The 21,248-nt window shown below is 71.7% G+C and carries 17 protein-coding genes; 12 read left to right on the forward strand and 5 right to left on the reverse strand.

The window, feature by feature from the left end; genetic code table 11:
- Positions 1-94: 94 nt before the first annotated feature.
- From KAG51_RS03495 to KAG51_RS03530, 8 genes are all read left to right on the forward strand, one after another.
- Positions 95-3,469: a transglutaminase family protein gene (locus KAG51_RS03495; protein WP_290580665.1), complete on the forward strand. Its 3,375-nt coding sequence runs from the start codon at positions 95-97 to the stop codon at positions 3,467-3,469.
- A gap of 2 nt (positions 3,470-3,471) precedes the next feature.
- Positions 3,472-5,940, forward strand: coding sequence for a circularly permuted type 2 ATP-grasp protein (locus tag KAG51_RS03500; RefSeq protein ID WP_290580667.1), 2,469 nt, complete (start codon positions 3,472-3,474; stop codon positions 5,938-5,940).
- A 10-nt stretch (positions 5,941-5,950) separates the two neighbouring features.
- On the forward strand, positions 5,951-6,823 hold the full coding sequence (locus KAG51_RS03505; protein WP_290580669.1) for a transglutaminase family protein: 873 nt from the start codon (positions 5,951-5,953) through the stop codon (positions 6,821-6,823).
- 77 nt (positions 6,824-6,900) lie between these two features.
- Complete coding sequence (locus tag KAG51_RS03510; protein WP_290580671.1) at positions 6,901-7,464, forward strand: hypothetical protein; 564 nt, start codon at positions 6,901-6,903, stop codon at positions 7,462-7,464.
- 51 nt (positions 7,465-7,515) lie between these two features.
- Complete coding sequence (locus KAG51_RS03515; protein WP_290580673.1) at positions 7,516-8,502, forward strand: putative zinc-binding metallopeptidase; 987 nt, start codon at positions 7,516-7,518, stop codon at positions 8,500-8,502.
- 152 nt (positions 8,503-8,654) lie between these two features.
- Positions 8,655-9,815 carry a 23S rRNA (adenine(2503)-C(2))-methyltransferase RlmN gene (gene rlmN / locus KAG51_RS03520; protein WP_290580675.1) on the forward strand — a complete coding sequence of 387 codons (1,161 nt, stop codon included), beginning with the start codon at positions 8,655-8,657 and terminating at the stop codon, positions 9,813-9,815.
- A gap of 41 nt (positions 9,816-9,856) precedes the next feature.
- Positions 9,857-10,597 carry an enoyl-CoA hydratase gene (locus KAG51_RS03525; RefSeq protein ID WP_290580677.1) on the forward strand — a complete coding sequence of 247 codons (741 nt, stop codon included), beginning with the start codon at positions 9,857-9,859 and terminating at the stop codon, positions 10,595-10,597.
- Positions 10,598-11,050, forward strand: coding sequence for a hypothetical protein (locus tag KAG51_RS03530; protein ID WP_290580679.1), 453 nt, complete (start codon positions 10,598-10,600; stop codon positions 11,048-11,050).
- A 101-nt stretch (positions 11,051-11,151) separates the two neighbouring features.
- On the opposite strand, the gene katG is transcribed toward KAG51_RS03530, so the two are convergent.
- The 5 genes from katG to KAG51_RS03555 form a co-directional block, all read right to left on the reverse strand.
- Complete coding sequence (gene katG, locus KAG51_RS03535) at positions 11,152-13,422, reverse strand: catalase/peroxidase HPI (protein ID WP_290580681.1); 2,271 nt, start codon at positions 13,420-13,422, stop codon at positions 11,152-11,154.
- On the reverse strand, positions 13,419-13,880 hold the full coding sequence (locus KAG51_RS03540; RefSeq protein ID WP_290580683.1) for a Fur family transcriptional regulator: 462 nt from the start codon (positions 13,878-13,880) through the stop codon (positions 13,419-13,421). Before KAG51_RS03540 ends, katG begins: the two co-directional genes overlap by 4 nt.
- A 61-nt stretch (positions 13,881-13,941) precedes the next feature.
- On the reverse strand, positions 13,942-14,934 hold the full coding sequence (locus KAG51_RS03545) for an SDR family NAD(P)-dependent oxidoreductase (RefSeq protein WP_290580685.1): 993 nt from the start codon (positions 14,932-14,934) through the stop codon (positions 13,942-13,944).
- 23 nt (positions 14,935-14,957) lie between these two features.
- Complete coding sequence (locus KAG51_RS03550) at positions 14,958-15,629, reverse strand: response regulator transcription factor (protein WP_290580687.1); 672 nt, start codon at positions 15,627-15,629, stop codon at positions 14,958-14,960.
- Positions 15,626-16,810 (reverse strand): histidine kinase, encoded by a 1,185-nt coding sequence (locus tag KAG51_RS03555; RefSeq protein ID WP_290580689.1) that lies wholly within the window; start codon positions 16,808-16,810, stop codon positions 15,626-15,628. Before KAG51_RS03555 ends, KAG51_RS03550 begins: the two co-directional genes overlap by 4 nt.
- Positions 16,811-16,939: 129 nt before the next feature.
- Between KAG51_RS03555 and KAG51_RS03560 the strand changes: the two genes are divergently transcribed.
- The 4 genes from KAG51_RS03560 (at position 16,940) to KAG51_RS03575 (ending at position 21,226) form a co-directional block, all read left to right on the forward strand.
- Positions 16,940-17,851 carry an ATP-binding cassette domain-containing protein gene (locus KAG51_RS03560; RefSeq protein ID WP_290580691.1) on the forward strand — a complete coding sequence of 304 codons (912 nt, stop codon included), beginning with the start codon at positions 16,940-16,942 and terminating at the stop codon, positions 17,849-17,851.
- Positions 17,848-18,642, forward strand: a complete 795-nt coding sequence (locus tag KAG51_RS03565) for an ABC transporter permease subunit (protein ID WP_290580693.1) — start codon at positions 17,848-17,850, stop codon at positions 18,640-18,642. Before KAG51_RS03560 ends, KAG51_RS03565 begins: the two co-directional genes overlap by 4 nt.
- Before the next feature lie 86 nt (positions 18,643-18,728).
- Positions 18,729-19,931, forward strand: coding sequence for a 1-deoxy-D-xylulose-5-phosphate reductoisomerase (gene dxr / locus KAG51_RS03570; protein ID WP_290580695.1), 1,203 nt, complete (start codon positions 18,729-18,731; stop codon positions 19,929-19,931).
- Complete coding sequence (locus KAG51_RS03575; protein WP_290580697.1) at positions 19,928-21,226, forward strand: M50 family metallopeptidase; 1,299 nt, start codon at positions 19,928-19,930, stop codon at positions 21,224-21,226. The genes dxr and KAG51_RS03575 overlap by 4 nt, the downstream gene beginning before the upstream one ends.
- The last annotated feature ends 22 nt before the right edge of the window (positions 21,227-21,248 follow it).

The raw sequence follows: 21,248 nt of genomic DNA on the forward strand, positions 1-21,248 counted from the left end.
GTGGTTGCTCCTCCCCGACCACCGGGTGGTGCGGCCCGGCGTGGTTGCTCCGGCCCGACACGCGCCGGTAACGCGCGTCGTGCAGGGTGGTCACATGGCGATCAAGGTCGGGCTCGAGCACCGTACGACGTACACGTTCGACCGCCGGGTCCGGCTCAGCCCGCACGTCGTGCGTCTGCGGCCCGCGCCGCACTCGCGCACGCCGGTGGAGGCGTACTCGATGCGGGTCGAGCCGGCCGGCCACTTCGTGAACTGGCAGCAGGACCCGTTCGGCAACTGGCTGGCGCGCCTGGTGTTCCCCGAGCCGGTCGACCGCCTCGACATCACGGTCGGCCTGGTCGCCGACCTCACGGTCATCAACCCCTTCGACTTCTTCGTCGAGGCGTACGCCGAACGGTTCCCGTTCAGCTACGAGCCGGGCCTGCGCGCCGACCTGGCGCCCTATCTCGCGCCGGTCGCCGAGGGGGCGGGCGAGGGGTCCGGCCCCCTCGTGTCCCAGTGGCGCGCAGCCCTGCCGGCACTGCCCGACGACGGGGTCCCGATCGTCGACTTCCTGGTCGGGCTGAATGCCGCGGTCCATCGCGACGTCGAGTACTCCGTGCGCATGGAGCCCGGGGTGCAGACCCCCGACACGACGCTCGAGCGAGCGATCGGGTCATGCCGGGACAGCGCCTGGCTGCTCGTCTCGCTGCTGCGTCAGTACGGCCTCGCGGCCCGCTTCGTCTCCGGCTACCTCGTGCAGCTGGCGACCGACCCCCTCCTGGCCGCCCAGGCCCTCGACGGGCCGACCGGCGCGACGGAGGACTTCACCGACCTGCACGCCTGGGCGGAGGTCTACGTCCCCGGCGCCGGCTGGATCGGTCTCGACCCCACCTCGGCCCTGTTCGCCGGAGAGGGGCACATCCCGCTGTCGGCCACGCCCGATCCGGCGAGCGCCGCACCGATCACGGGCCTGATGGAGCCGGCCGACGTCGACTTCTCGTTCTCGAACGTCGTGGCACGGGTGCACGAGGACCCGCGCGTCACGCTGCCGTACACCGACGAGGCCTGGGCCCGGGTCGACGCGCTCGGCGAGGAGGTCGACGCCCGCCTCGTCGCCGACGACGTGCGCCTGACGATGGGTGGCGAGCCCACGTTCGTCTCGATCGACGACGCCACCTCGCCGGAGTGGACCACGGCCGCCGACGGCGAGGACAAGCGCCGGCTCGCGGGGGAGCTCGCCCGGCGCCTGCGCGAGATCTACGCCGGCGGCGGACTGGTGCACCGCGGCCAGGGCAAGTGGTATCCGGGAGAGCCGCTCCCGCGGTGGCAGGTCGCGCTGCAGTGGCGCACCGACGGCGAGACGCTCTGGTCGCGGCCCGAGCTGCTCGCCGACCCTTGGAACGCCGATGAGGCGCTGACGGACGCGCCGGCTCGGGCCGAGCGGCTCGCCAAGGCCTTCGCCGCCGCGCTGGGACTCGACGACGACCGCGTCCTCGCGGCGTGGGAGGACCCGCTCGTGCCGTTCGCCGCAGCCCTGCGGCGACCTGACGGCGACGCGCCGGAGGACCTACCGGAACGGATCGACCCGGCCTGGGCCGAGGCCCTGGACGCCGGGATCGGCGAGCCGACGGGCTGGGTCCTGCCGGTCGTGACGGGGGAGACCTGGTCGAGCCCGCGGTGGACCTTCCGCCGCGGTCGTCTGGTCCTCGCTCCGGGGGACTCGCCCGTGGGGCTGCGGCTGCCGCTCGACTCGATCTCGTGGTCGGAGCCGGAGCCCTCGGGCGATCCGTCCTACCTGGAGTCCGGGCCCCCGCTGAAGCCCGTCCTGCCGAGCGTCCTGACGATCGAGCCGCACGATGCTCCGCCGACGGCCCTGGCCGTCGAGGCGCGCGACGGCTTCGTGTTCGTGTTCCTGCCACCGACGGAGCGTCTGGACGACTACGTCACGCTCGTCACGACCCTCGAGAAGGTCGCCGCCGAGATCGACACACCGGTCGTGGTCGAGGGCTATGCCCCGCCGCCGGACTCCCGACTCACGCAGCTCGTCGTGACCCCCGATCCCGGCGTCATCGAGGTCAATCTGCAGCCCACCCGTACGTGGGGCGAGCTCCGTGACCTGACCGACACGCTGTACGCGGCCGCGCGCCAGACGCGTCTGGGCACCGAGAAGTTCGACCTCGACGGATCGCACACCGGCACCGGTGGCGGCAACCACATCACGCTCGGAGGACCGACCCCCGCGGACTCACCACTCCTGCGTCGTCCTGACCTGCTGGGCAGCCTGATCCGCTACTGGCAGCGCCACCCGTCGCTGTCGTACCTGTTCTCGGGCCGCTTCATCGGCCCCACCAGCCAGGCCCCGCGTTTCGACGAGGGACGCCCCGAGGCGGTGTACGAGATGGACATCGCGCTCGCCGAGCTCGCACGGCTCGCGGACCAGACGCAGCTGGCCCCGGGAGACGACCGCGAGGAGGGAGCCGAGGGTGACGGGGACCTCCCGGGGCGCCCGTGGCTCGTCGACCGGGTCCTGCGCCACCTGCTGACCGATCTCACCGGCAACACCCACCGCGCCGAGTTCTGCATCGACAAGCTCTACAGCCCCGACTCCTCGCGCGGCCGTCTCGGCCTCCTGGAGCTGCGCGGCTTCGAGATGCCCCCTCATCCGCAGATGGCGATGGTGCAGGCGTTGCTCGTGCGCTCGCTGGTGTCGATGTTCTGGCGCACGCCCAGCCGCGACTCCCTCGTGCGCTGGGGCACGTCCCTGCACGAGGACTTTCTGCTCCCGCAGGGCGTCGCGAGCGACATCGGCCAGGTCGTGGCCGATCTGCGGGAGGCCGGCATCGCCTTCGAGCAGAGCTGGCTCGACCCGTTCGTGGAGTTCCGCTTCCCGCGGCTGGGGCGCACGCTGGTGGAGGCGCGTGGCGCCCTGGTCGAGATCGAGCTGCGTGCCGCGATCGAGCCGTGGCACGTCCTGGGGGAGGAGGCGACGGGCAGTGGCACCGCCCGGTACGTCGACTCCTCGGTCGAGCGACTCCAGGTCCTGGTGCGGGGAGTCGACCCGCGCAAGCACCTCGTCACGTGCCAAGGTGTCCCCGTGCCCCTGACGTCGACCGGGACCCCCGGCGAGTACTACGCCGGTGTCCGCTACCGCGCGTGGCAGCCATGGTCTGCGCTGCACCCGACGATCGAGGTGCACGCCCCGCTGCGGTTCGACCTCGTCGACGCCGAGGCGCAGGTCTCGCTCGGCGGGTGCACGTACCACGTCGTGCACCCGGGCGGGCGGAACTACGAGCACGCACCGGTCAACGCCGCCTCGGCCGAGGCGCGGCGCGCGAGCCGCTTCGAGCCCTTCGGGCACACCCCGGGCCGGGTCGACGTCGCGGCCGCCCGTGAGCGCGGCGCCCGGGCCATGGCACCGGAGTACCCACGCACGTTGGACCTGCGCCGAGCCCCGGGGGCACCGGACGCGGGTCGGGGGCTCGGCTGACGGTGCTGCAGGACTACTCGACGGCCGTCGCGCAGCCGACGCTGTCGCCCGAGCCCACCCGGTACGACGAGGTCGTGGCGCCCGACGGCTCGCTGCGCCCTGCCTGGAAGGCGCTCGCCAGCTCCGCGATCGGGCTGACCCACGAGGAGCTGCAACGCATCAGCGGCGACATCGTCCGGTTCCTGAGCGACGACGGCGTGCGGTACTCGCGGCCGGGCGAGTCGCCCTCGTGGTGGCGTCTCGACCCGGTCCCGATCGTCGTGTCGGCGCAGGAGTGGGCCCCGCTGGAGGTCGGTCTGGCTCAACGGGCCGAGCTGCTCAACGCGGTGCTCGTCGACCTCTACGGACCTCAGACGCTGCTGTCGTCCGGTGTCGTGCCGCCGGAGGTCGTGCTCGGCCACTCCGGCTTCCTGCGCGTCCTGCGGGGCAGCGCCCGGGAGCCGCACCCGCTGCTGATCACCGCGAGCGACGTGACCCGCACCGCCACGGGTGACTGGCAGGTGCTCGCCGATCGCACCGGCGCTCCGTCCGGCATCGGGTACGCGATGGAGAACCGGCGCGTGATCAGCCGCGTCGTGCCGGAGCTGTACCGCGGTGCCTCCCTGCACCGGGTCGCGCCGTTCTTCCAGGCGGTGCGTGCGGCGATGATCGACGCGGCACCGGGGGAGACGAGCGATCCCCGGGTCGTGCTGCTCTCGCCGGGACCTCAGTCCGAGACCGCCTACGACCAGGCGTTCGTCGCGTCGAGCCTGGGCTTCCCGCTCGTGCAGGGCAGTGACCTGGTGGTGCGCGACGGCATCGTGTGGCTCCGGGCCTACGGGCGCCTGGAGCGCGTCGACGTCATCGTGCGGCGCGTCGACGCGAGCTTCAGCGATCCGCTCGAGCTGCGCGGCGACTCCCAGCTGGGGGTCACGGGTCTGGTCGAGGCCGTGCGCCGCGGCACCGTCACGGTCGTCAACGGACTCGGGTCCGGCGTCGTCGAGAACCTCGGGCTCGCGCCGTTCCTGGACCGCGCCTGCGAGGTGCTGCTCGACGAGCCCCTGCGGCTGCCGTCGATCCGGTCCTACTGGCTCGGCGACCCGGCCGAGCTGGAGCTCGTGCGGGCCCGCGCCGACGAGCTGACGATCCGCACGATCGACCGCTCGCCGCTCCCGGCCGACCTCGATCCCGAACGGCTCCTGGAGCTCGTCGACGCCGAGCCGCACCGCTTCGTGGCGCAGGAGCGGCCCCACCACTCCCAGACCGCGGCACTCGGTCCGCTCGGGGTCCGGCCCGAGCCGGTCGTGATCCGCACCTTCAGCGTGCGGTACGGCTCGGCCTACCGCACGCTCCTGGGCGGACTGGGATCGATCATGGAGACCGGACGCGTCCCGCGGAGCAAGGACGTCTGGGTGCTCAAGGAGCGGCCCGACGAGCCCGACCAGCGCCTGCTCGAGGTCCTGCCGATGACCACCGTGCGAGCGCCGGCGGCGATGGTGCCGCGCGTGCTCGAGGACATGTTCTGGTTCGGCCGCTACGCCGAGCGGGCCGAGGACACCCTGCGTCTGGTGATCGCGGCGCACGGGCTGGCCCAGGACTTCCGGTACCGGCCGTGGTCGGCCGGAGGTCAGACGCTGCAGGTCCTGGTGCGCAAGCTGCACGACCTCAGCCCCGGGCCTGACGGTCCACCCGACGCGGGGACCCTTGACGGCGCGGCCTACGACGACGAGCTGCGCTCGGTCCTGCTCGATCCGTTCCGCCCTGGGTCGGTCGCGCAGTCCATCGGCTCCCTGCGCGACGCCGCCCAGGCGGTGCGGGACCAGCTCTCGCCCGACGTCTGGCGGGTCTTCGGTGCGATCGACCGCGCGTCGGGGGTCCTGGCCGACTCGCGCCTGAGCCTGCAGGTCAACGACTCCGCCGGGCGCATGCTGACGGCGATCTCGGCGCTGCACGGCGTGACCGACTCGATGATGCGCGACGACGGGTGGCGCATGATCGTGCTGGGGCGGGCCGTGGAGCGGTGCCAGCAGGTCGTCCGCCTGGTCGACGGCACCGTCACGACACGGCGCGGCATCGACGTCGACCGCGACGTCCTGACCTCGGTCCTAGGCATCGCCGAGAGCGCCGTGACGCACCGCCGTCGCTATCGCGGGTACGTGCGGCCCGCCGGCGTCGTCGAGCTCTTGATGTTCGATGCCGACAACCCGCGATCGGTCGCGTTCAACCTGGAGCGGATCGCCGACGCGCTGCACGGGCTGCCGGCCTCGACCGGGTCCACCCGACCGGAGCGGCTGCTGGCCGACCTGCGGATCGAGCTCGAGGGGGTCGACCTCGCCCGGCTCGTGGCGATCGAGGGGGAGCGGCGGCCGTACCTGGAGCAGACCCTCGGCGCGGTCCGCGGGCTCCTCACCCGCTTCGCCGACGCCGTCGTCGAGGTCCACCTGGCACCGGCGCCGACCCCGCGCTCGTTCGACCTGACGGGCTCGGCGTGAGGTGGCAGCGATGAGGTACCGGGTCCGGCACACCACGACCTACACCTACGACGAGGACGTCACTGACAGCTACGGCATCGCCCACGTGACGCCGCGGGAGCTGCCCTGGCAGCGGGTCGGCGCGCACGAGGTCGTCGTCGACCCGGTCGCCACCGACCTGCGGGCCACGGTCGACCACTTCGGCAACACGCGCACGTACTTCCAGGTCGACCAGCGCCACCGGGTGCTGCGCGTCGAGGCTCGCTCGGACGTCGAGGTGCTGCCGGAGGTGCGCGATGGCGGTGCGGACGCCCAGCCGTGGGAGCTGTGTCGGCCCCGTCACCGCGTCGACGTGGACGACGCGTGGTCGGCGCGGGAGCTGGCCCTGCGGTCCGAACTGGTCCCGCACACGCCCACCGCGTTCGCCTACGCCCGGGAGTCGCTCCTGCCCGGGCGCCCGATCGCGGAGGCGGCGCTCGATCTCGTGCACCGGATCCACCGGGACTTCGAGTACGAGCAGGGGGCGACGACGGTGACCAGCACGATCGACGACCTGTTCGAGACGCGGGCCGGCGTCTGCCAGGACTTCGCCCACCTGACGCTCGCGTGCCTGCGGTCCCACGGGCTCGCCGCGCGCTACGTCAGCGGCTACCTCGCGACCGACCCGCCACCGGGTCGCGACCGCGTGGTCGGTGCCGATGCCTCGCACGCCTGGGCCGCGGTCTGGGTCCCGGGTGGCACGTGGCTGGCGATCGACCCGACGAACGACCAGTGCGCCGGGCAGCGGTACGTCACGACCGCGTGGGGTCGCGACTACGCCGACGTCCCACCGGTCAAGGGCGTCATCTACAGCGAGGCCTCGACGTCGCTGCTGGACGTCGAGGTCGACGTCGCGCCGGTCTGACGGGCCTGAAGGGTCTGGCGGGTCTGATGGCGTCGTGGGAGCGTGACCGTCCCACGGCTCGGGGCGGATCTGCCAGCATGGTCGGCATGCAGGAGGTCGGGTCGTCCGTCGCGTCGAGGTACTGGAAGCACCTCACGGCGCTGGCGGGGCTGGCCATCATCGTGCTCGGGATGGTGCTCGGGCTCGTCGCCGGCATCGCGAGCCGTGACGGTGGCCGTGACGATGGCGGGCAGGTCCCCCTGGGGGTGCCTGACCCGACGGAGGTCGTGCTCGCGTGGGACCGGTCGTTCCGCGATGCCGACTGCACCACGTTCCAGGAGACGACGACTGCCGACTTCCGCGCCGCCTACGGCCAGGCCGAGGCCGACTACTCGACCTGCGCGGGCTTTCGCGAGGGCCTCGAGGAGATCCAGGTCGGCAAGCCCCGCGACTTCTGGCGCACCTACCGCATCGAGGTGACTCACGTCTCGGTCGACGGATCGCGGGCCCGGATCGAGACCGAGGAGTCGTGGGAGTACCTCGAACGCGGTGAGGTCGAGCAGGCGTCCGACACGTACACCTACGACCTGGTGCTGGTCGACGGCTCGTGGCTCATCGACGACGCGAGCTTCCTCTACGACGGGGCCGAGACGCCGGTCTGACGGGCCGCCGGCTCGGCGCGCGGCCCGCACGCCCAGCCGCCACACTGGGGCGTGCGCAACTTCAGCTGCTCGACCTGTGACAACCGGCTCTACCTCGAGAACAGTGTCTGCGTCGTCTGCGGATCCTCGCTCGGGTACTGGCGGGAGACCGCCGATGTCGTGGTCGTGGACGACGAGGGCGCCTTCGTCGCCCCGGACGGCCTGGTGTGGCACGTGTGCCCCAATCTCAACCTGTCCGGGTGCACCTGGTTGACCCGGATCGAGGGTGAGCCCTGCGAGTCGTGCCAGCTCACCCGCACCCGGCCCGCCGACGACGACCCGGTCGGCCTGGCCCAGCTGCCGGTCGCGGAGGCGGCCAAGCGTCATCTGCTGGTCGAGCTGACCCGTCTGGGGTTCGGCTGGGTCACGCGCGAGGAAGACCCGGAGCAGGGTCTGTGCTTCGACCTGCTCTCGAGCGTCGAGGAGAACGTCGTGATCGGCCACGAGGACGGCCTCATCACGATCGACCTGGCCGAGGGCGACGACGCCCACCGCGCGAAGGTGCAGGCCGAGCTCGCCGAGCCCTATCGGACGATGCTGGGCCACCTGCGGCACGAGGTGGGCCACTACATGGAGGCCCAGCACGTGCGCGGCGACCTCATCGGGCAGGCGCGCGAGCTGTTCGGCAACGAGGAGATCTCCTACGCCGACGAGATCGAGCGGCACTACAACGACGGACCTCCCGCCGACTGGGCGGACAGCTACATCAGCACCTACGCCACGATGCACCCGTTCGAGGACTTCGCGGAGACCTTCGCCCACCTGCTCCACATCCAGGACACGGTCGACACGGCTCGCTGGAACGGGCTCATGACGGTCGATCCGGACGCCTTCAGCATCTTCAGCGACCTCGTGACGGGTGTCTGGATCCCCCTCTCGACCGCGCTGAACCAGATCAATCGGAGCATGGGCGCCGACGACCTCTACCCGTTCGTCATCCCGCCCAAGGTCCTGGCCAAGCTCGACTTCATCGACTCGCTGCGGGTGCGTCCCGCCTGATCGGCCAGATGTGGACACGTCGGCACGCTGTGAGCCCCCGCGGAGGTGCCGAAGTGTCCACATCCTGCTGTGACTCACGACCCGCGACCCGTGACCCGTGACTCACGCTCGACGATTCGGTGCGTGCTGGTCTCGGGTGAGACACTGGTGGGATGACTGATCCGCAGGTCGAGCCCGCCACGAAGCGCGCGCTGCCGCTCGTGATCGCGCCGCCGCGCGGACGCCAGAAGCCTCCGCGCCACCTCGCCGACCTCTCGGCGCAGGAGCGTGCCGCCGCGGCCGCCGAGCTCGGCGAGCCGGCCTTCCGCGTCAAGCAGGTCGCGCACCACTACTTCGGCCGCCTCGAGCGCGATCCGGCCAACATGACCGACCTGCCGGCCAAGAACCGCGACGCCATCGCGACCGCGCTCCTGCCCACGCTGCTCGACCCCGTCCGCACGATGGAGGCCGACCACGGCACCACGCGCAAGACGCTGTGGCGCCTGTTCGACGGGGCCCTCGTCGAGTCGGTCCTCATGCGCTACCCGGAGCGGGCCACGATCTGCGTGTCCAGCCAGGCCGGCTGCGCCATGGCGTGCCCCTTCTGCGCCACGGGCCAGGGCGGCCTGCAGCGCAACATGAGCACCGCCGAGATCATCGACCAGGTCGTCGACGGCGCGGCGGCGATGGCGAACGGCCTGGTTCCGGGTGGGCCTGGCCGGCTGTCGAACGTCGTGTTCATGGGCATGGGTGAGCCGATGGCCAACTACAAGGCCGTCATCGGCGCGATCCGTCGGATGGTGGCCCCGGCGCCCGACGGCCTGGGCCTGTCGGCCCGCAACATCACGCTGAGCACCGTCGGGCTCGTGCCACGGATCCGGCAGCTCACCGACGAGGGCATCCCGGTCACGCTGGCCGTGTCGCTGCACGCGCCCGACGATGAGCTGCGCGACGAGCTCGTGCCGATCAACACCCACTTCAAGGTCAGCGAGACGGTCGAGGCCGCGTGGGAGTACGCCAAGCAGAGCAAGCGCCGGGTCTCGATCGAGTACGCCATGATGCGCGACATCAACGATCAGGCCTGGCGCGCCGACCTGCTCGCCGACGTCCTGAACTCCTACGGCGACTGGAGCTGGGTGCACGTCAACCTGATCCCGCTCAACCCCACCGACAGCGGTCCGATGCTCAACGGCCAGGTCTTCACCCGCTCGCGCAGCGACGACATGCGCGAGTTCGTCCGCCGGCTCGAGGCCAAGGGCATCAGCACGACGATCCGCGACACGCGTGGCGACGAGATCAACGCGGCCTGCGGACAGCTCGCGGCCACGGAGTAGGCCGCCTCCGGTCCGCCCTGTGGCCCGGATAGCGTGAGCGCATGCCGGATCTCGACACGAGCGTCCTCGACGCACGCCGCGACGCAGACGTCGCCGTCCTCACCCTGACCCGTCCCGATCGACGCAATGCGCTGAACACCGATCTCTGCCTGGCGATCCATGCGGCCGTCGACGAGGCCGTCGACACCGGCGCCCGGGCGATCGTCGTGACCGGGGAGGGCTCGTCGTTCTGCTCGGGTGCCGACCTCGGCGGGGTGTACGGCGACGAGTTCCTCGACGCGCTGTACGGGATGCTGCACCACCTGGCCCGGGTTCCGGTGCCACTCGTGGCAGCGGTCAACGGCCCGGCGATCGGCGCCGGCACCCAGCTCGCGATGGCCTGCGACCTCCGCGTGGCCGACGCCAGCGCGAAGTTCGCGGTGCCCACAGCCCGCAACGGCATGGCCGTCGACGCCTGGACCATCCGGACCCTCGCCGCGCTCGCGGGAACCGGACGGGCACGCCGGCTGATGATCGCGGGGGAGTCGCTCGACCGTGACGAGGCGCTGCACTGCGGGCTCGCCGACCGCGCGGGCACCCTCGAGGACGCGCTGGCGTGGGCCGGTGACATCGCCCGGCTCGCGCCCCTGGCCATCGCGCACAACAAGCTGGCGCTGAACGGATCGAGCGCCGACGACGCCGCGATCGAGCAGAGCTTCCGCGACGTCTGGGCGTCCGAGGACGTCAAGGAGGCGGCCCTGGCACGCCAGGAGAAGCGCCAGCCGGTCTTCCGGGGCGTCTGAATGTCGCGCACGTCGAGCCTGGCCTTCCTCACGCTCGACCACCACGTGGTGCACGGACGTGCCGACGACGTCGCACTGTCGGACGCCGACGGTGACCTGACCTTCGCTCAGCTGCTCGACCAGGTCGCGTCAGTCGCCGGAGGACTGCGGATCCTCGGGCTCGGCGACGGCGACACGCTCCACCTGGCGGTCTCGGGTCGCCCTCGCGCCCTCACGGTGCTCGCGGCGCTACGTCTCCAGGTCGTGCCCGGCGAGGGTGGGGCCGCGCTGTCCGGTGATCCTGTCGTCGCCTCGGTCGGCGCCGAGGAGGTGCCGTGGACCGCGCTGCGGGAGATCGGCCGCACCGATCCGTTACCGGCTCCGGCGGTCGACCTCGACGGCGTGCAGGCCTGGCGTCAGCAGCACGGCGACGTGGTCGACGCGCTGCTCGACGGCCGCCCCGTGCAGCTCTGACGCAGTCCTGACGCGGCTTCTGACCCAGGCCGCGAGCCGGTCAGGACGAGGAACGGCCCGGCCACCTTCGCAGGTGGCCGGGCCGCGACACGTTCTGGGGCTCAGGCCAGGTCGAACCGGTCCAGCTCCATGACCTTGGTCCACGCGGCGACGAAGTCCGTGACGAACTTCTGCTGCGCGTCCTCGCTGGCGTAGACCTCGGCGAGCGCTCGCAGCTGCGAGTTGGAGCCGAAGATCAGGTCGACCGCGGTGGCCGTCCAGCGGACCTCGTCGGTGGCGACGTCGCGGATCTCGAAGACGTGCTCCTGGTCCTGCGACGCCACCCAGCGGGTGCCGGGCGACAGCAGGTGCGCGAAGAAGTCGTTGCTGAGCACCCCCACCCGATCGGTGAGGACGCCGTGCTGGGTGCCGCCGACGTTGTTCCCGAGCGCCCGCAGACCGCCCACGAGCACCGTCATCTCCGGCGCCGTCAGGTCGAGCATGTGCGCGCGATCGACGAGCAGGGTCTCCGGCTGGGTCTTCTCGCCGGGGCGCAGGTAGTTGCGGAATCCGTCGGCCCGCGGCTCCAGGACCCGGAACGAGTCGGTGTCGGTCTGCTCCTGCGTGGCGTCGGTGCGACCGGGCCGGAACGGCACGGTGACGTCGACGCCGGCGTCGCGAGCCGCCTGCTCGACCGCGGCCGAGCCGGCCAGCACGATCAGGTCGGCCAGCGAGATCTGCGCGCCGCCGGCCTCGTTGAACTCGCGCTGGATGCCACCCAGGGTCTCCAGCACCGTGGCGAGCTGCTCGGGCTGGTTGACCTCCCAGCTGCGCTGGGGCTCGAGCCGGATCCGGGCGCCGTTGGCGCCGCCGCGCTTGTCGGTCGAGCGGAAGGTGGCCGCCGAGGCCCACGCGGTGGACACGAGCTGCGCCGTGGTCAGGCCGGAGCCCAGCACGGTCTGCTTCAGCGCGTCGACGTCGGCCGCGCTGACGAGGTCACCCTCGACGGCGGGCACCGGGTCCTGCCAGAGCTGCGGCTCGGGGACCCACGGGCCGAGGTAGCGGTCGACGGGGCCCATGTCACGGTGCAGGAGCTTGTACCAGGCCTTGGCGAACGCCTTCGCGAAGTCGTTGGGGTTCTCCAGGAAGTGGCGCGAGATCTTCTCGTACGCGGGGTCGAAGCGCAGGGCCAGATCGCTCGTGAGCATCGTGGGCTTGCGCTTGGGGGAGCCCGGCGTCGGGCCCGGGACGACCTCGTCGGCGTCCTTGGCGACCCACTGGTACGCGCCGGCGGGGCTCTTGGTGAGCTCCCACTCGTAGCGGAACAGGAAGGTGAAGTAGTCGTTGCTCCAGCGCGTGGGCGTGGACGTCCACGTGACCTCCAGGCCCGATGTGATCGCGTCGGCGCCCTTGCCGGAACCGAACGAGCTGCGCCACCCGAGGCCCTGCTCCTCCAGCGGGGCGCCCTCGGGCTCCGGGCCGACCAGGTCGGCGTCGCCGGCGCCATGAGTCTTGCCGAACGTGTGACCACCCGCGATGAGGGCGACGGTCTCCTCGTCGTTCATGGCCATCCGGGCGAACGTCTCGCGGATGTCGTGCGCCGAGGCGATCGGGTCGGGGTTGCCGTTGGGGCCCTCGGGGTTGACGTAGATCAGGCCCATCTGCACGGCGCCGAGGGCCTCGCCGAGCTCGCGCTCCCCGGAGTACCGCTCGTCGCCCAGCCAGGTGTCCTCCGGGCCCCAGAAGATCTCCTCGGGCTCCCAGACGTCCTCGCGGCCGAAGCCGAAGCCGAAGGTCGTGAAGCCCATGTCCTCCAGCGCGACCGTGCCGGCGTAGACGAGCAGGTCGGCCCACGAGATCTTCTGGCCGTGCTTCTGCTTGACCGGCCACAGCAGACGGCGGGCCTTGTCGAGGTTGGCGTTGTCGGGCCAGCTGTTGAGCGGGGCGAAGCGCTGCGAGCCGTCGCCGGCGCCGCCGCGGCCGTCGTAGATCCGGTAGGTGCCGGCAGCGTGCCAGCTCAGGCGGATGAACAGGCCGCCGTAGTGCCCGAAGTCGGCCGGCCACCAGTCCTGCGAGGTGTTGAGGACCTCCACGATGTCGCGCCGCAGCTCGGCCAGGTCGAGCTTCTGGAACTCCTTCTCGTACGAGAAGTCCGCACCGAGCGGATTGCCCTTCGCGGAGTGCGCGTGCAGCACCGAGAGGTCGAGGCTGTTGGGCCACCAGTCCTGGTTGGTGTGCGGGCGGCCGCTCTTCGGCGTGGGTGCGTCGATCGCCGGGTTCTCGCTCTCGCTGCCGCTCGCGGCAGCGGAGTCGTGCATGACCGGGCAGCCTTCCTCGGCCTTCCGGTCGACGCCCTGCGGGCTCTCGGGACGGGGGTCCTGGGGGTCGCTCATGTGCTTCCTTCCGTGGATGCGGTGACAGCTGGGATGCTCTGGGCGGCCGCGCACGCGGGGCAGGTGCCCCAGTAGACGACCTCCGCCTCGTCGACCACGAACCCGTGGTCGGCGGAGGCGGTCAGACAGGGGGCGTGGCCGACGGCGCAGTCGACGTCGGCGATGGCGCCGCACGTGCGGCACACGACGTGGTGGTGGTTGTCGCCGACCCGCGCCTCGTATCGCGCCGTGGCCCCGGCCGGCTGGATCCGGCGCAGGAGGCCTGCGTCGGTGAGCGCGCGCAGCACGTCGTAGACGGCCTGGTGCGACACGTGGGCGTGCTCGCGGCGGACCGCGCGGATCACGGTGTCGGTGTCGGCGTGCGGGTGCCGGTGGACGGCGTCGAGCACCGCGACACGCGGGCGCGTGACGCGCAGGGACGCCCCGCGAAGGAGCGCCTCGGCGTCGGTCGTCGACATGCCCTCGACCCTACCGTCAGTTTCTGGATCGATTCAAGATCAGGAGGCCTCGGCGTGGCGTTCACGCCGGGGCGTGCTCGATGCCGGCCATCGTCGCGACGGCGTCCCAGACCTGACGCCGCAGCTGCGGGTCCTCCGTCGACCACGGGAGGTACGTCGTGGAGCGCGGACGGCGATCGGCCCAGAACAGTCCCGTGGAGGTCGTGGCCTCCGGCGAGGCGGTCAGCCACACGAGCGTGTCGGCGCCCGACCGGGCGTCGCGCAGGATCGGGCGCACGACGCGGTTGAATCCCGGCATGCTCTCGGCGATGCCCTCGGTCGAGGCCCATCCGGGGTGCATGCTGTGGACCACCACGCCGTCGGCGGCCAGCCGCGTGGCCAGCTGCTCGGCCAGCAGGACCTGCAGGCGCTTGGTGCGGGCGTAGGCCCGGATACCTCGATAGGTGCCCTCGCGGTACTGCAGGTCGTGGGCCCAGCTGGCCTGCAGGGGCGCCGAATACATCCCGCCGGACGACATGACCAGCACGCGGGAGTCGTCCGCGGCGGCGAGCGCCGGGCGCAGCAGCTCGGTCAGCAGGAGCGGCCCGACGACGTGGGTGGCCAGGGTCAGCTCGTGGCCCTGGGCCGACTCGGTGCGACTCGGCGGCATGACCCCCGCGTTGTGCACCAGGGCGTGGAGGCGGGGCACCGACTCCACCGTTCGCGCCGCATAGGCCCGCACGTCGTCCAGGTCGCTGACGTCGCACGTCTCGGGCAGGACGTCGGCGTTGGGAACCGCGACGCGGATGCCGGCCGCGGCCTGGTCCAGCCGGGCCTGGTCGCGCCCCAGGAGATGCACCGTGGCGCCCAGGCGCGCCAGCTCCGTCGCGGCGGCGAGGCCCAGCCCACGGCTCGCCCCGGTGACGACGACGTGACGGCCGGTGAGTGCGCCCGCCGGGGGATCGGCGGGCCACCAGCGACGCCGCAGAGCGGGCCCGATCGATGAGTACCCGGCCGGAACGACCTTGTCGAGGGCGGTGTCGAGGACATCGGTGACGGGGCGAGGGAGGCTCATGCCGTCACGCTAGATGATCTGGTCTACAACAGCCCGGCGTCGTGCACCCGGATGGCGACCTGCACCCGGTTGGTGACGTCGAGCTTGGCGAAGATGTGTGCGATGTGGGCCTTGACCGTCGCCAGGCTGAGGTAGAGGTTCTCGGCGATCTCGGCGTTCGACGCCCCGCGTCCGACCTCGATCGCCACCTCGAGCTCCCGCTCGGTCAGGCCGGAGACCCGGCCGCGTGCCTCGTCGACCGCGGAGGTCGGGGCTGCGTCGGTGACCTGGCGGATGAGCTGGGCCGTGATCGTGGGGGACAGCATCGGCTCACCGCCCACGACCCGTCCGACCGCGTCGACGATCGTGGCGGGCGCGGTGTCCTTGAGGAGAAATCCGTGGGCCCCAGCCGCCAGCGCGCGCACGACGTAGTCGTCGGCGTCGAAGGTCGTCAGCACGATGACCTTGGGCGGGTCCGGGAGGGCGAGGACCTGGGCCGTCGCCTCGATCCCGTCCAGCACGGGCATGCGGATGTCCATCAGCACGACGTCGACGCCCCCGCGGCGCACGGCCTCGACCGCCTCACGCCCGTCGCCGGCCTCCCCGACGACCGTCAGGGCCTCAGACCCGCCGAGGATCAGCGCCAGCCCGGCCCTCACCAGGGCGTCGTCGTCGACCAGCAGCACGCGCACCGCGCTCTCGGTCGTCTGGCTCATGCGGGCCACGGTAGCCAGGCCGAGAGCACGAAGTCGCGCTGCGGGGTGATCTCCCGGTCGAGCCGGCCACCGGCCAGCTCGACCCGTTCCCGCAGTCCGATGAGGCCCAGACCGGACGCCGGAAGGTCGTGGGCCGGTTGACCGATCGGCAGGCGGTTGCTGACCACGACGCGCAGCCCCTCGCCGGGCGATCCGGTCACGTCGATGCTCACGGCGGTGTACGTCGCGTGCTTGCGGACGTTCGTGAGGGCTTCCTGCACGACGCGGTAGGCGGTGCGCCCCGTGGTCGGTGGGACGCCGGAGGTGTCGACCTGGATCGTCGGGCTGACGCGAAGCCCGGTGGTCATCGCCTCGCGGATCAGGGCGTCGAGGTCCGTGGCGTCCGGCTGCGGGCGTTCGGGCGCGGCGTCGCCGGGTTCCTCGCGGAGCAGGCCGAGGACCTCGCGCAGCTCCACGAGAGCCTGCCGGGCGTTGTCCTGGATGACCTCGGCGGTCGCGCGCATCTGGGCCGCCGTCAGGTCCTCGCGGTAGGTCAGGGCACCGGCGTGCATCGTGACGGTCGAGATCCGGTGCGCGAGCACGTCGTGCATCTCGCGCGCGATGCGCGTCCGCTCGCTCGTCCGTGCCTGCGCCACGCGGGCGGCCTGCTCCGACTCGGCCGTCTCGGCCCGCTCCCGCAGCGTCCCGAGCAGCTCGCGACGTGAGCCCACGTACATGCCCCAGGCCACGATGACGCCCAGGATCGCGACGAGTGCCGGACCGGTGACGATCAGGTCGTCCTCCTGCGATCCGGGAGCACTACGGAGACTGACCAGCCCCGCCGCCATGGCCACGAGCGTGATCGGGACGATCTCGCGCCATCGACGCCGCGTGGCGAGGGAGAACAGCGTCAACGTCGCTGGGCCACCGGACGAGAACGAACCGATCGTGGCGACATTGGTGACCAGCGCGACCGTGAACGGGAAGCGGCGACGCCAGTGCGCGAGCACGAGACTCGCGATGCCGACGCCGAGATCGGCCCAGAACCACGCGCGCAGGTGCTGCCACTGCCAGATCGCCGCCTCGACCCACGCGGCCGCGCTGATCGCGAGCACCAGGAGCAGACGCCAGGTGTGGCCCCACCGTGAGATGGGCAGCGGGGCGAAGACCTGCTGCCGTCCTCCCGCGGAGATCGTGCTCACGGCGTCAGCCTAGGCGAGCCGGGCGGAGGTCGAGACCGGCCGAGAGGCTTGGGCGTGGTCATACTTTCGGCGCTGACCTGTGGACCCCGGACGGATGCGCGCCGGTGCCCGCGCCGACAAGGTGGAGACATGATCACGGTCGAACACCTCTCGAAGACGTACGGCGCGTTCCGCGCCGTGGACGACGTCTCCTTCACCTGCCAACCCGGCACGGTCACGGGCTTCCTCGGGCCCAACGGCGCCGGCAAGTCCACGACGATGCGCATCATGGCCGGTCTCACGATCCCCGACTCCGGCTCCGCCACGATCGGCGGCGTCTCCTATCGCGACATCCCGAACCCGGGCACTCAGGTCGGCGTGCTCCTCGACGCCTCGGCCCAGCACGCCGGACGGACGGGGCGCGAGATCCTGACGCTCAGCGCGCTGACGATGGGCCTCCCCAAGGCACGCGTCGACGAGATGCTCGCGCTCGTGAGCCTGTCGGACTCCGAGGCCAAGCGACGGGTCAAGAACTACTCGCTCGGCATGCGCCAGCGTCTCGGGATCGCCAACGCCCTGCTGGGCGACCCGAAGATCCTGATCCTCGACGAGCCGGCCAACGGTCTCGACCCGGCCGGCATCCACTGGATGCGCAGCCTGCTGCGGGCCTACGCCAACCAGGGCGGCACGGTGCTGCTCTCGTCGCACCTGCTCCACGAGATCGAGATCATCGCCGACGAGCTGATCGTCATCGGCAACGGCAAGATCGTCGCCCAGGGCACCAAGGCCGAGCTCCTCCAGGGCGCCGGCGCCTACGTCCAGGCAGCCGACAACGCTGCCCTGGCCGCCGCCCTGACGCAGGGAGGCTTCACCGCCACCCCGAAGGGCGACGGGCTCTCGGTCGACGCCGAGCCCGTCCAGATCGGTCAGGTCGCCGCAGCAGCCGGCCTGGCCCTCATCGAGCTCCGCGGCGCCGACAGCGCCGGGCTCGAGGAGATGTTCCTGCAGCTGACCGCCACCACCCAGCGCGAGGGTGTCGTCACCACCGGAGGTGCCGCATGAGCGCCGCAACGTCCCCTGTCACGATCCAGACCCAGCGTCCGGGCGTGCCGTTCAGCCGGCTCGTCACGGTCGAGCTCCGCAAGATGTTCGACACCCGCTCCGGGTTCTGGCTCGTCGCGACGAGCCTGATCATCTCGGTTCTCGCGGCGGTCGCTGTCATCGCCTTCGTGCCGGACAGCGAGCTGTCGTTCGGGATCTTCGGAGCCGCCTTCGGTACGCCGCTGTCGCTGTTCCTGCCCATCATCGCTGCCCTCGCGGTCACCTCGGAGTGGAGCCAGCGCTCGGGCCTGGTCACCTTCACCCTCGCGCCGCACCGCGGGGCCGTGATCGGTGCCAAGGCCGCGAGCAGCATCATCGTCGCTGTGGTGGCGATCCTGTTCGCCTTCGTCGTGGGAGCGCTCGGCAACGTCGTCGGTGCGGCGATCAACGGCATCAGCCCGGTCTGGAACCTCGACGTCCTGGACGTCGTCTACCTGTTCATCGGCAACATCTTCGGCGTTCTGATCGGCTTCATGTTCGGTGTGCTGCTGCGCAACTCCGCCGCTGCGGTCGTGGCCTATCTCGTGTACTCGTTCGTCCTTCCGGCCATCTTGAGCCTGCTGGCCGCGCTGCAGGAGTGGTTCGCGGACATCCAGCCGTGGATCGACTTCAGCAACGCCCAGATCCCCCTGTTCAACGGCGACACCTTGAGCGGGGAGCAGTGGGCCCAGCTCGGCACGTCGAGCCTGATCTGGTTCTGGATCCCGTTGGCCGTCGGCGTGTGGTCGGTCCTTCGAGCCGAGGTGAAGTAGAGCTTCTCGTCACCGGATCGGGGGAATCGGTGGCGAGGGTGCCGGGCTACGGGCGGCAGACAGTACCCGTGAGCCAGAATGGCGGCATGCGCAAGCGTGTCGCCATTCTTGGTTCCACCGGATCGATCGGCACCCAGGCCCTCGAGGTCGTCGAGGCCGCTCCGGACCGCTTCGACATCGTGGCCCTGGCGGCCGGGGGAGGGCGCCCCGAGCTGATCGCGCAGCAGGCCATCGCCCACGAGGTCGAGGTCGTGGCCGTGGCGCAGGCGACGGCGGCCCAGGACGTCCAGCTCGCGCTGTACGCCGAGGCGCAGCGCCGCGGCTGGGAGCAGGGTGACCACCGCATCCCGCGCCTGCTGGCGGGCCGGGACGCCGCGACCGAGGTGGCCGGCATGACGTGCGACGTCGTGCTCAACGGCATGACCGGCGCCGTGGGTCTCGGCCCGACCCTCGCCGCCCTGGGTGCCGGCACCACGGTCGCCCTCGCGAACAAGGAGTCGCTCATCGTCGGGGGCGAGCTCGTGACGTCGGCGGCCGGGCCCGGCCAGCTCGTGCCGGTCGACTCCGAGCACTCGGCGCTGGCGCAGGCGCTCAAGGGGGAGGACCCCGCCGACGTGCGACGACTGCTCGTCACGGCGAGCGGTGGACCCTTCCGCGGTCGCACGCGCGCCGAGCTCGCCGGCGTCACCCCCGAGCAGGCCATGGCGCACCCGACCTGGGACATGGGCCCGGTCATCACGATCAACTCCTCGACGCTCGTGAACAAGGGGCTGGAGGTCATCGAGGCGCACCTGTTGTTCGGCATCGACTTCGACCGGATCGACGTCGTCGTGCATCCCGGCTCGGTCGTGCACAGCATGGTCGAGTTCGTCGACGGCTCCACGATGCTGCAGGCCTCGCCGCCCGACATGCGACTGCCGATCGCGCTCGGGCTGGCCTGGCCCGAGCGGGTGCCCGGCGCCGCGAGGGGCTGCGACTGGACCGCGCCCGTCACGTGGGAGTTCGAGCCGCTCGACGACGAGGCGTTCCCGGCCGTGCAGGTCGCGCGGCGCGCGGGGCGGTTCGGACGCACGGCGCCGGCGGTGTTCAACGCCGCGAACGAGGTGTGCGTCGACGCGTTCGTCGGGGGAGATTTGGACTTCCTCGGCATCGTGGACACGGTGGCTGCGGTCCTGGAGGAGCATCTCCAGGAGCCGGACACCGCCTCCGCAGACCTCACGCTCGAGGCCGTGCTCGCCGCTGACGCGTGGGCCCGGGACCGGGCCCGTCACAGGATCGAGACCGCATGACCGCCGTGATCTACGCCCTCGGTGTCATCGCCTTCCTGCTCGGCGTGGCGATCTCGATCGCCCTGCACGAGTGCGGCCACATGTTCCCCGCGAAGAAGTTCGGGGTGAAGGTCACCCAGTTCTTCGTCGGGTTCGGCAGCACGATCTGGTCGACCAAGCGCGGCGAGACCGAGTACGGGCTCAAGGCGATCCCGCTCGGTGGCTACGTCAAGCTCGTCGGCATGCTCCCGCCCGGACCGGGCGACGACCCGCACGCGGTGCGCTCGACCAACACCGGACTGTTCACCCAGCTCGTCACCGACGCCCGCCAGGCCGAGTACGACACGATCGCCACCGCCGACGAGCCCCGTCTGTTCTACAAGCTGCCGTGGTGGAAGAAGGTCATCGTGATGGCCGGCGGGCCCATGGTCAACGTCGTCATCGCGGCCTTCCTCTTCGCGGTCGTCATCATGGGCTTCGGGGTCGAGCAGCCCACGACCACGGTCGCGTCGGTCTCCGACTGCGCCATCAGCGACGCCGAGGCCGGGCGCACGTGCACCGCCCAGGACCCGCCCACCCCGGCCAGCGAGATCGGCCTCCAGCCCGGTGACGAGATCACGGCCTTCGGCGGGACCCAGGTCACGACCTGGGAGGAGCTGACCGCACTCATCCGGGCCAACGGCGCCGACACCTCGACCATCACCTACGTCCGCGACGGGGCCACCGCGACGGTTCCCGTCACGACGTCGGTGCTCGAGCGACTCGCCGTCGACGACCCGGACCGGGTCGAGAACGTCGGGTTCCTGGGCGTCTCGCCGGAGTTCACCTACCAGCGCGAGGGACCGCTGTACGTCGGCGAGGTCATGTGGGAGACCACGACCCGCACCGCCGAGGCCATCGCCCACCTCCCGTCGCGCATGGTCGACGTCGTCAAGGCGGCCTTCGGCCAGGAGCGCAAGGAGGACAGCCCCATCAGCGTCGTGGGCGCCAGCCGGGTCGCGGGCGAGCTCGTCACGGTCGACCAGCCCACCTGGGCCGAGCGCGCGCAGCGGGTCCTGACCCTCCTGGCGAGCCTCAACCTCTTCCTGGCGCTGTTCAACTTCGTGCCGCTCCTGCCGCTGGACGGCGGGCACATCGCCGGGGCGCTGTGGGAGGGCGCCCGGTCGCGCTGGGCCCGCCTGCGAGGTCGGCCCGACCCCGGGCCCGTCGACGTCGCCCGGATGCTGCCCGTGGCCTACGTCGTGGGCCTCGTGCTGATCGTCATGAGCGTGATCCTGATCTACGCCGACATCGTCAACCCGGTCAGCGTGACCTGAGGCTGCAGGTCAGGTAGCGGGC

Origin of the sequence: Aeromicrobium sp. (assembly GCF_023146395.1) — a bacterium.
Taxonomy (GTDB): Bacteria; Actinomycetota; Actinomycetes; order Propionibacteriales; family Nocardioidaceae; genus Aeromicrobium.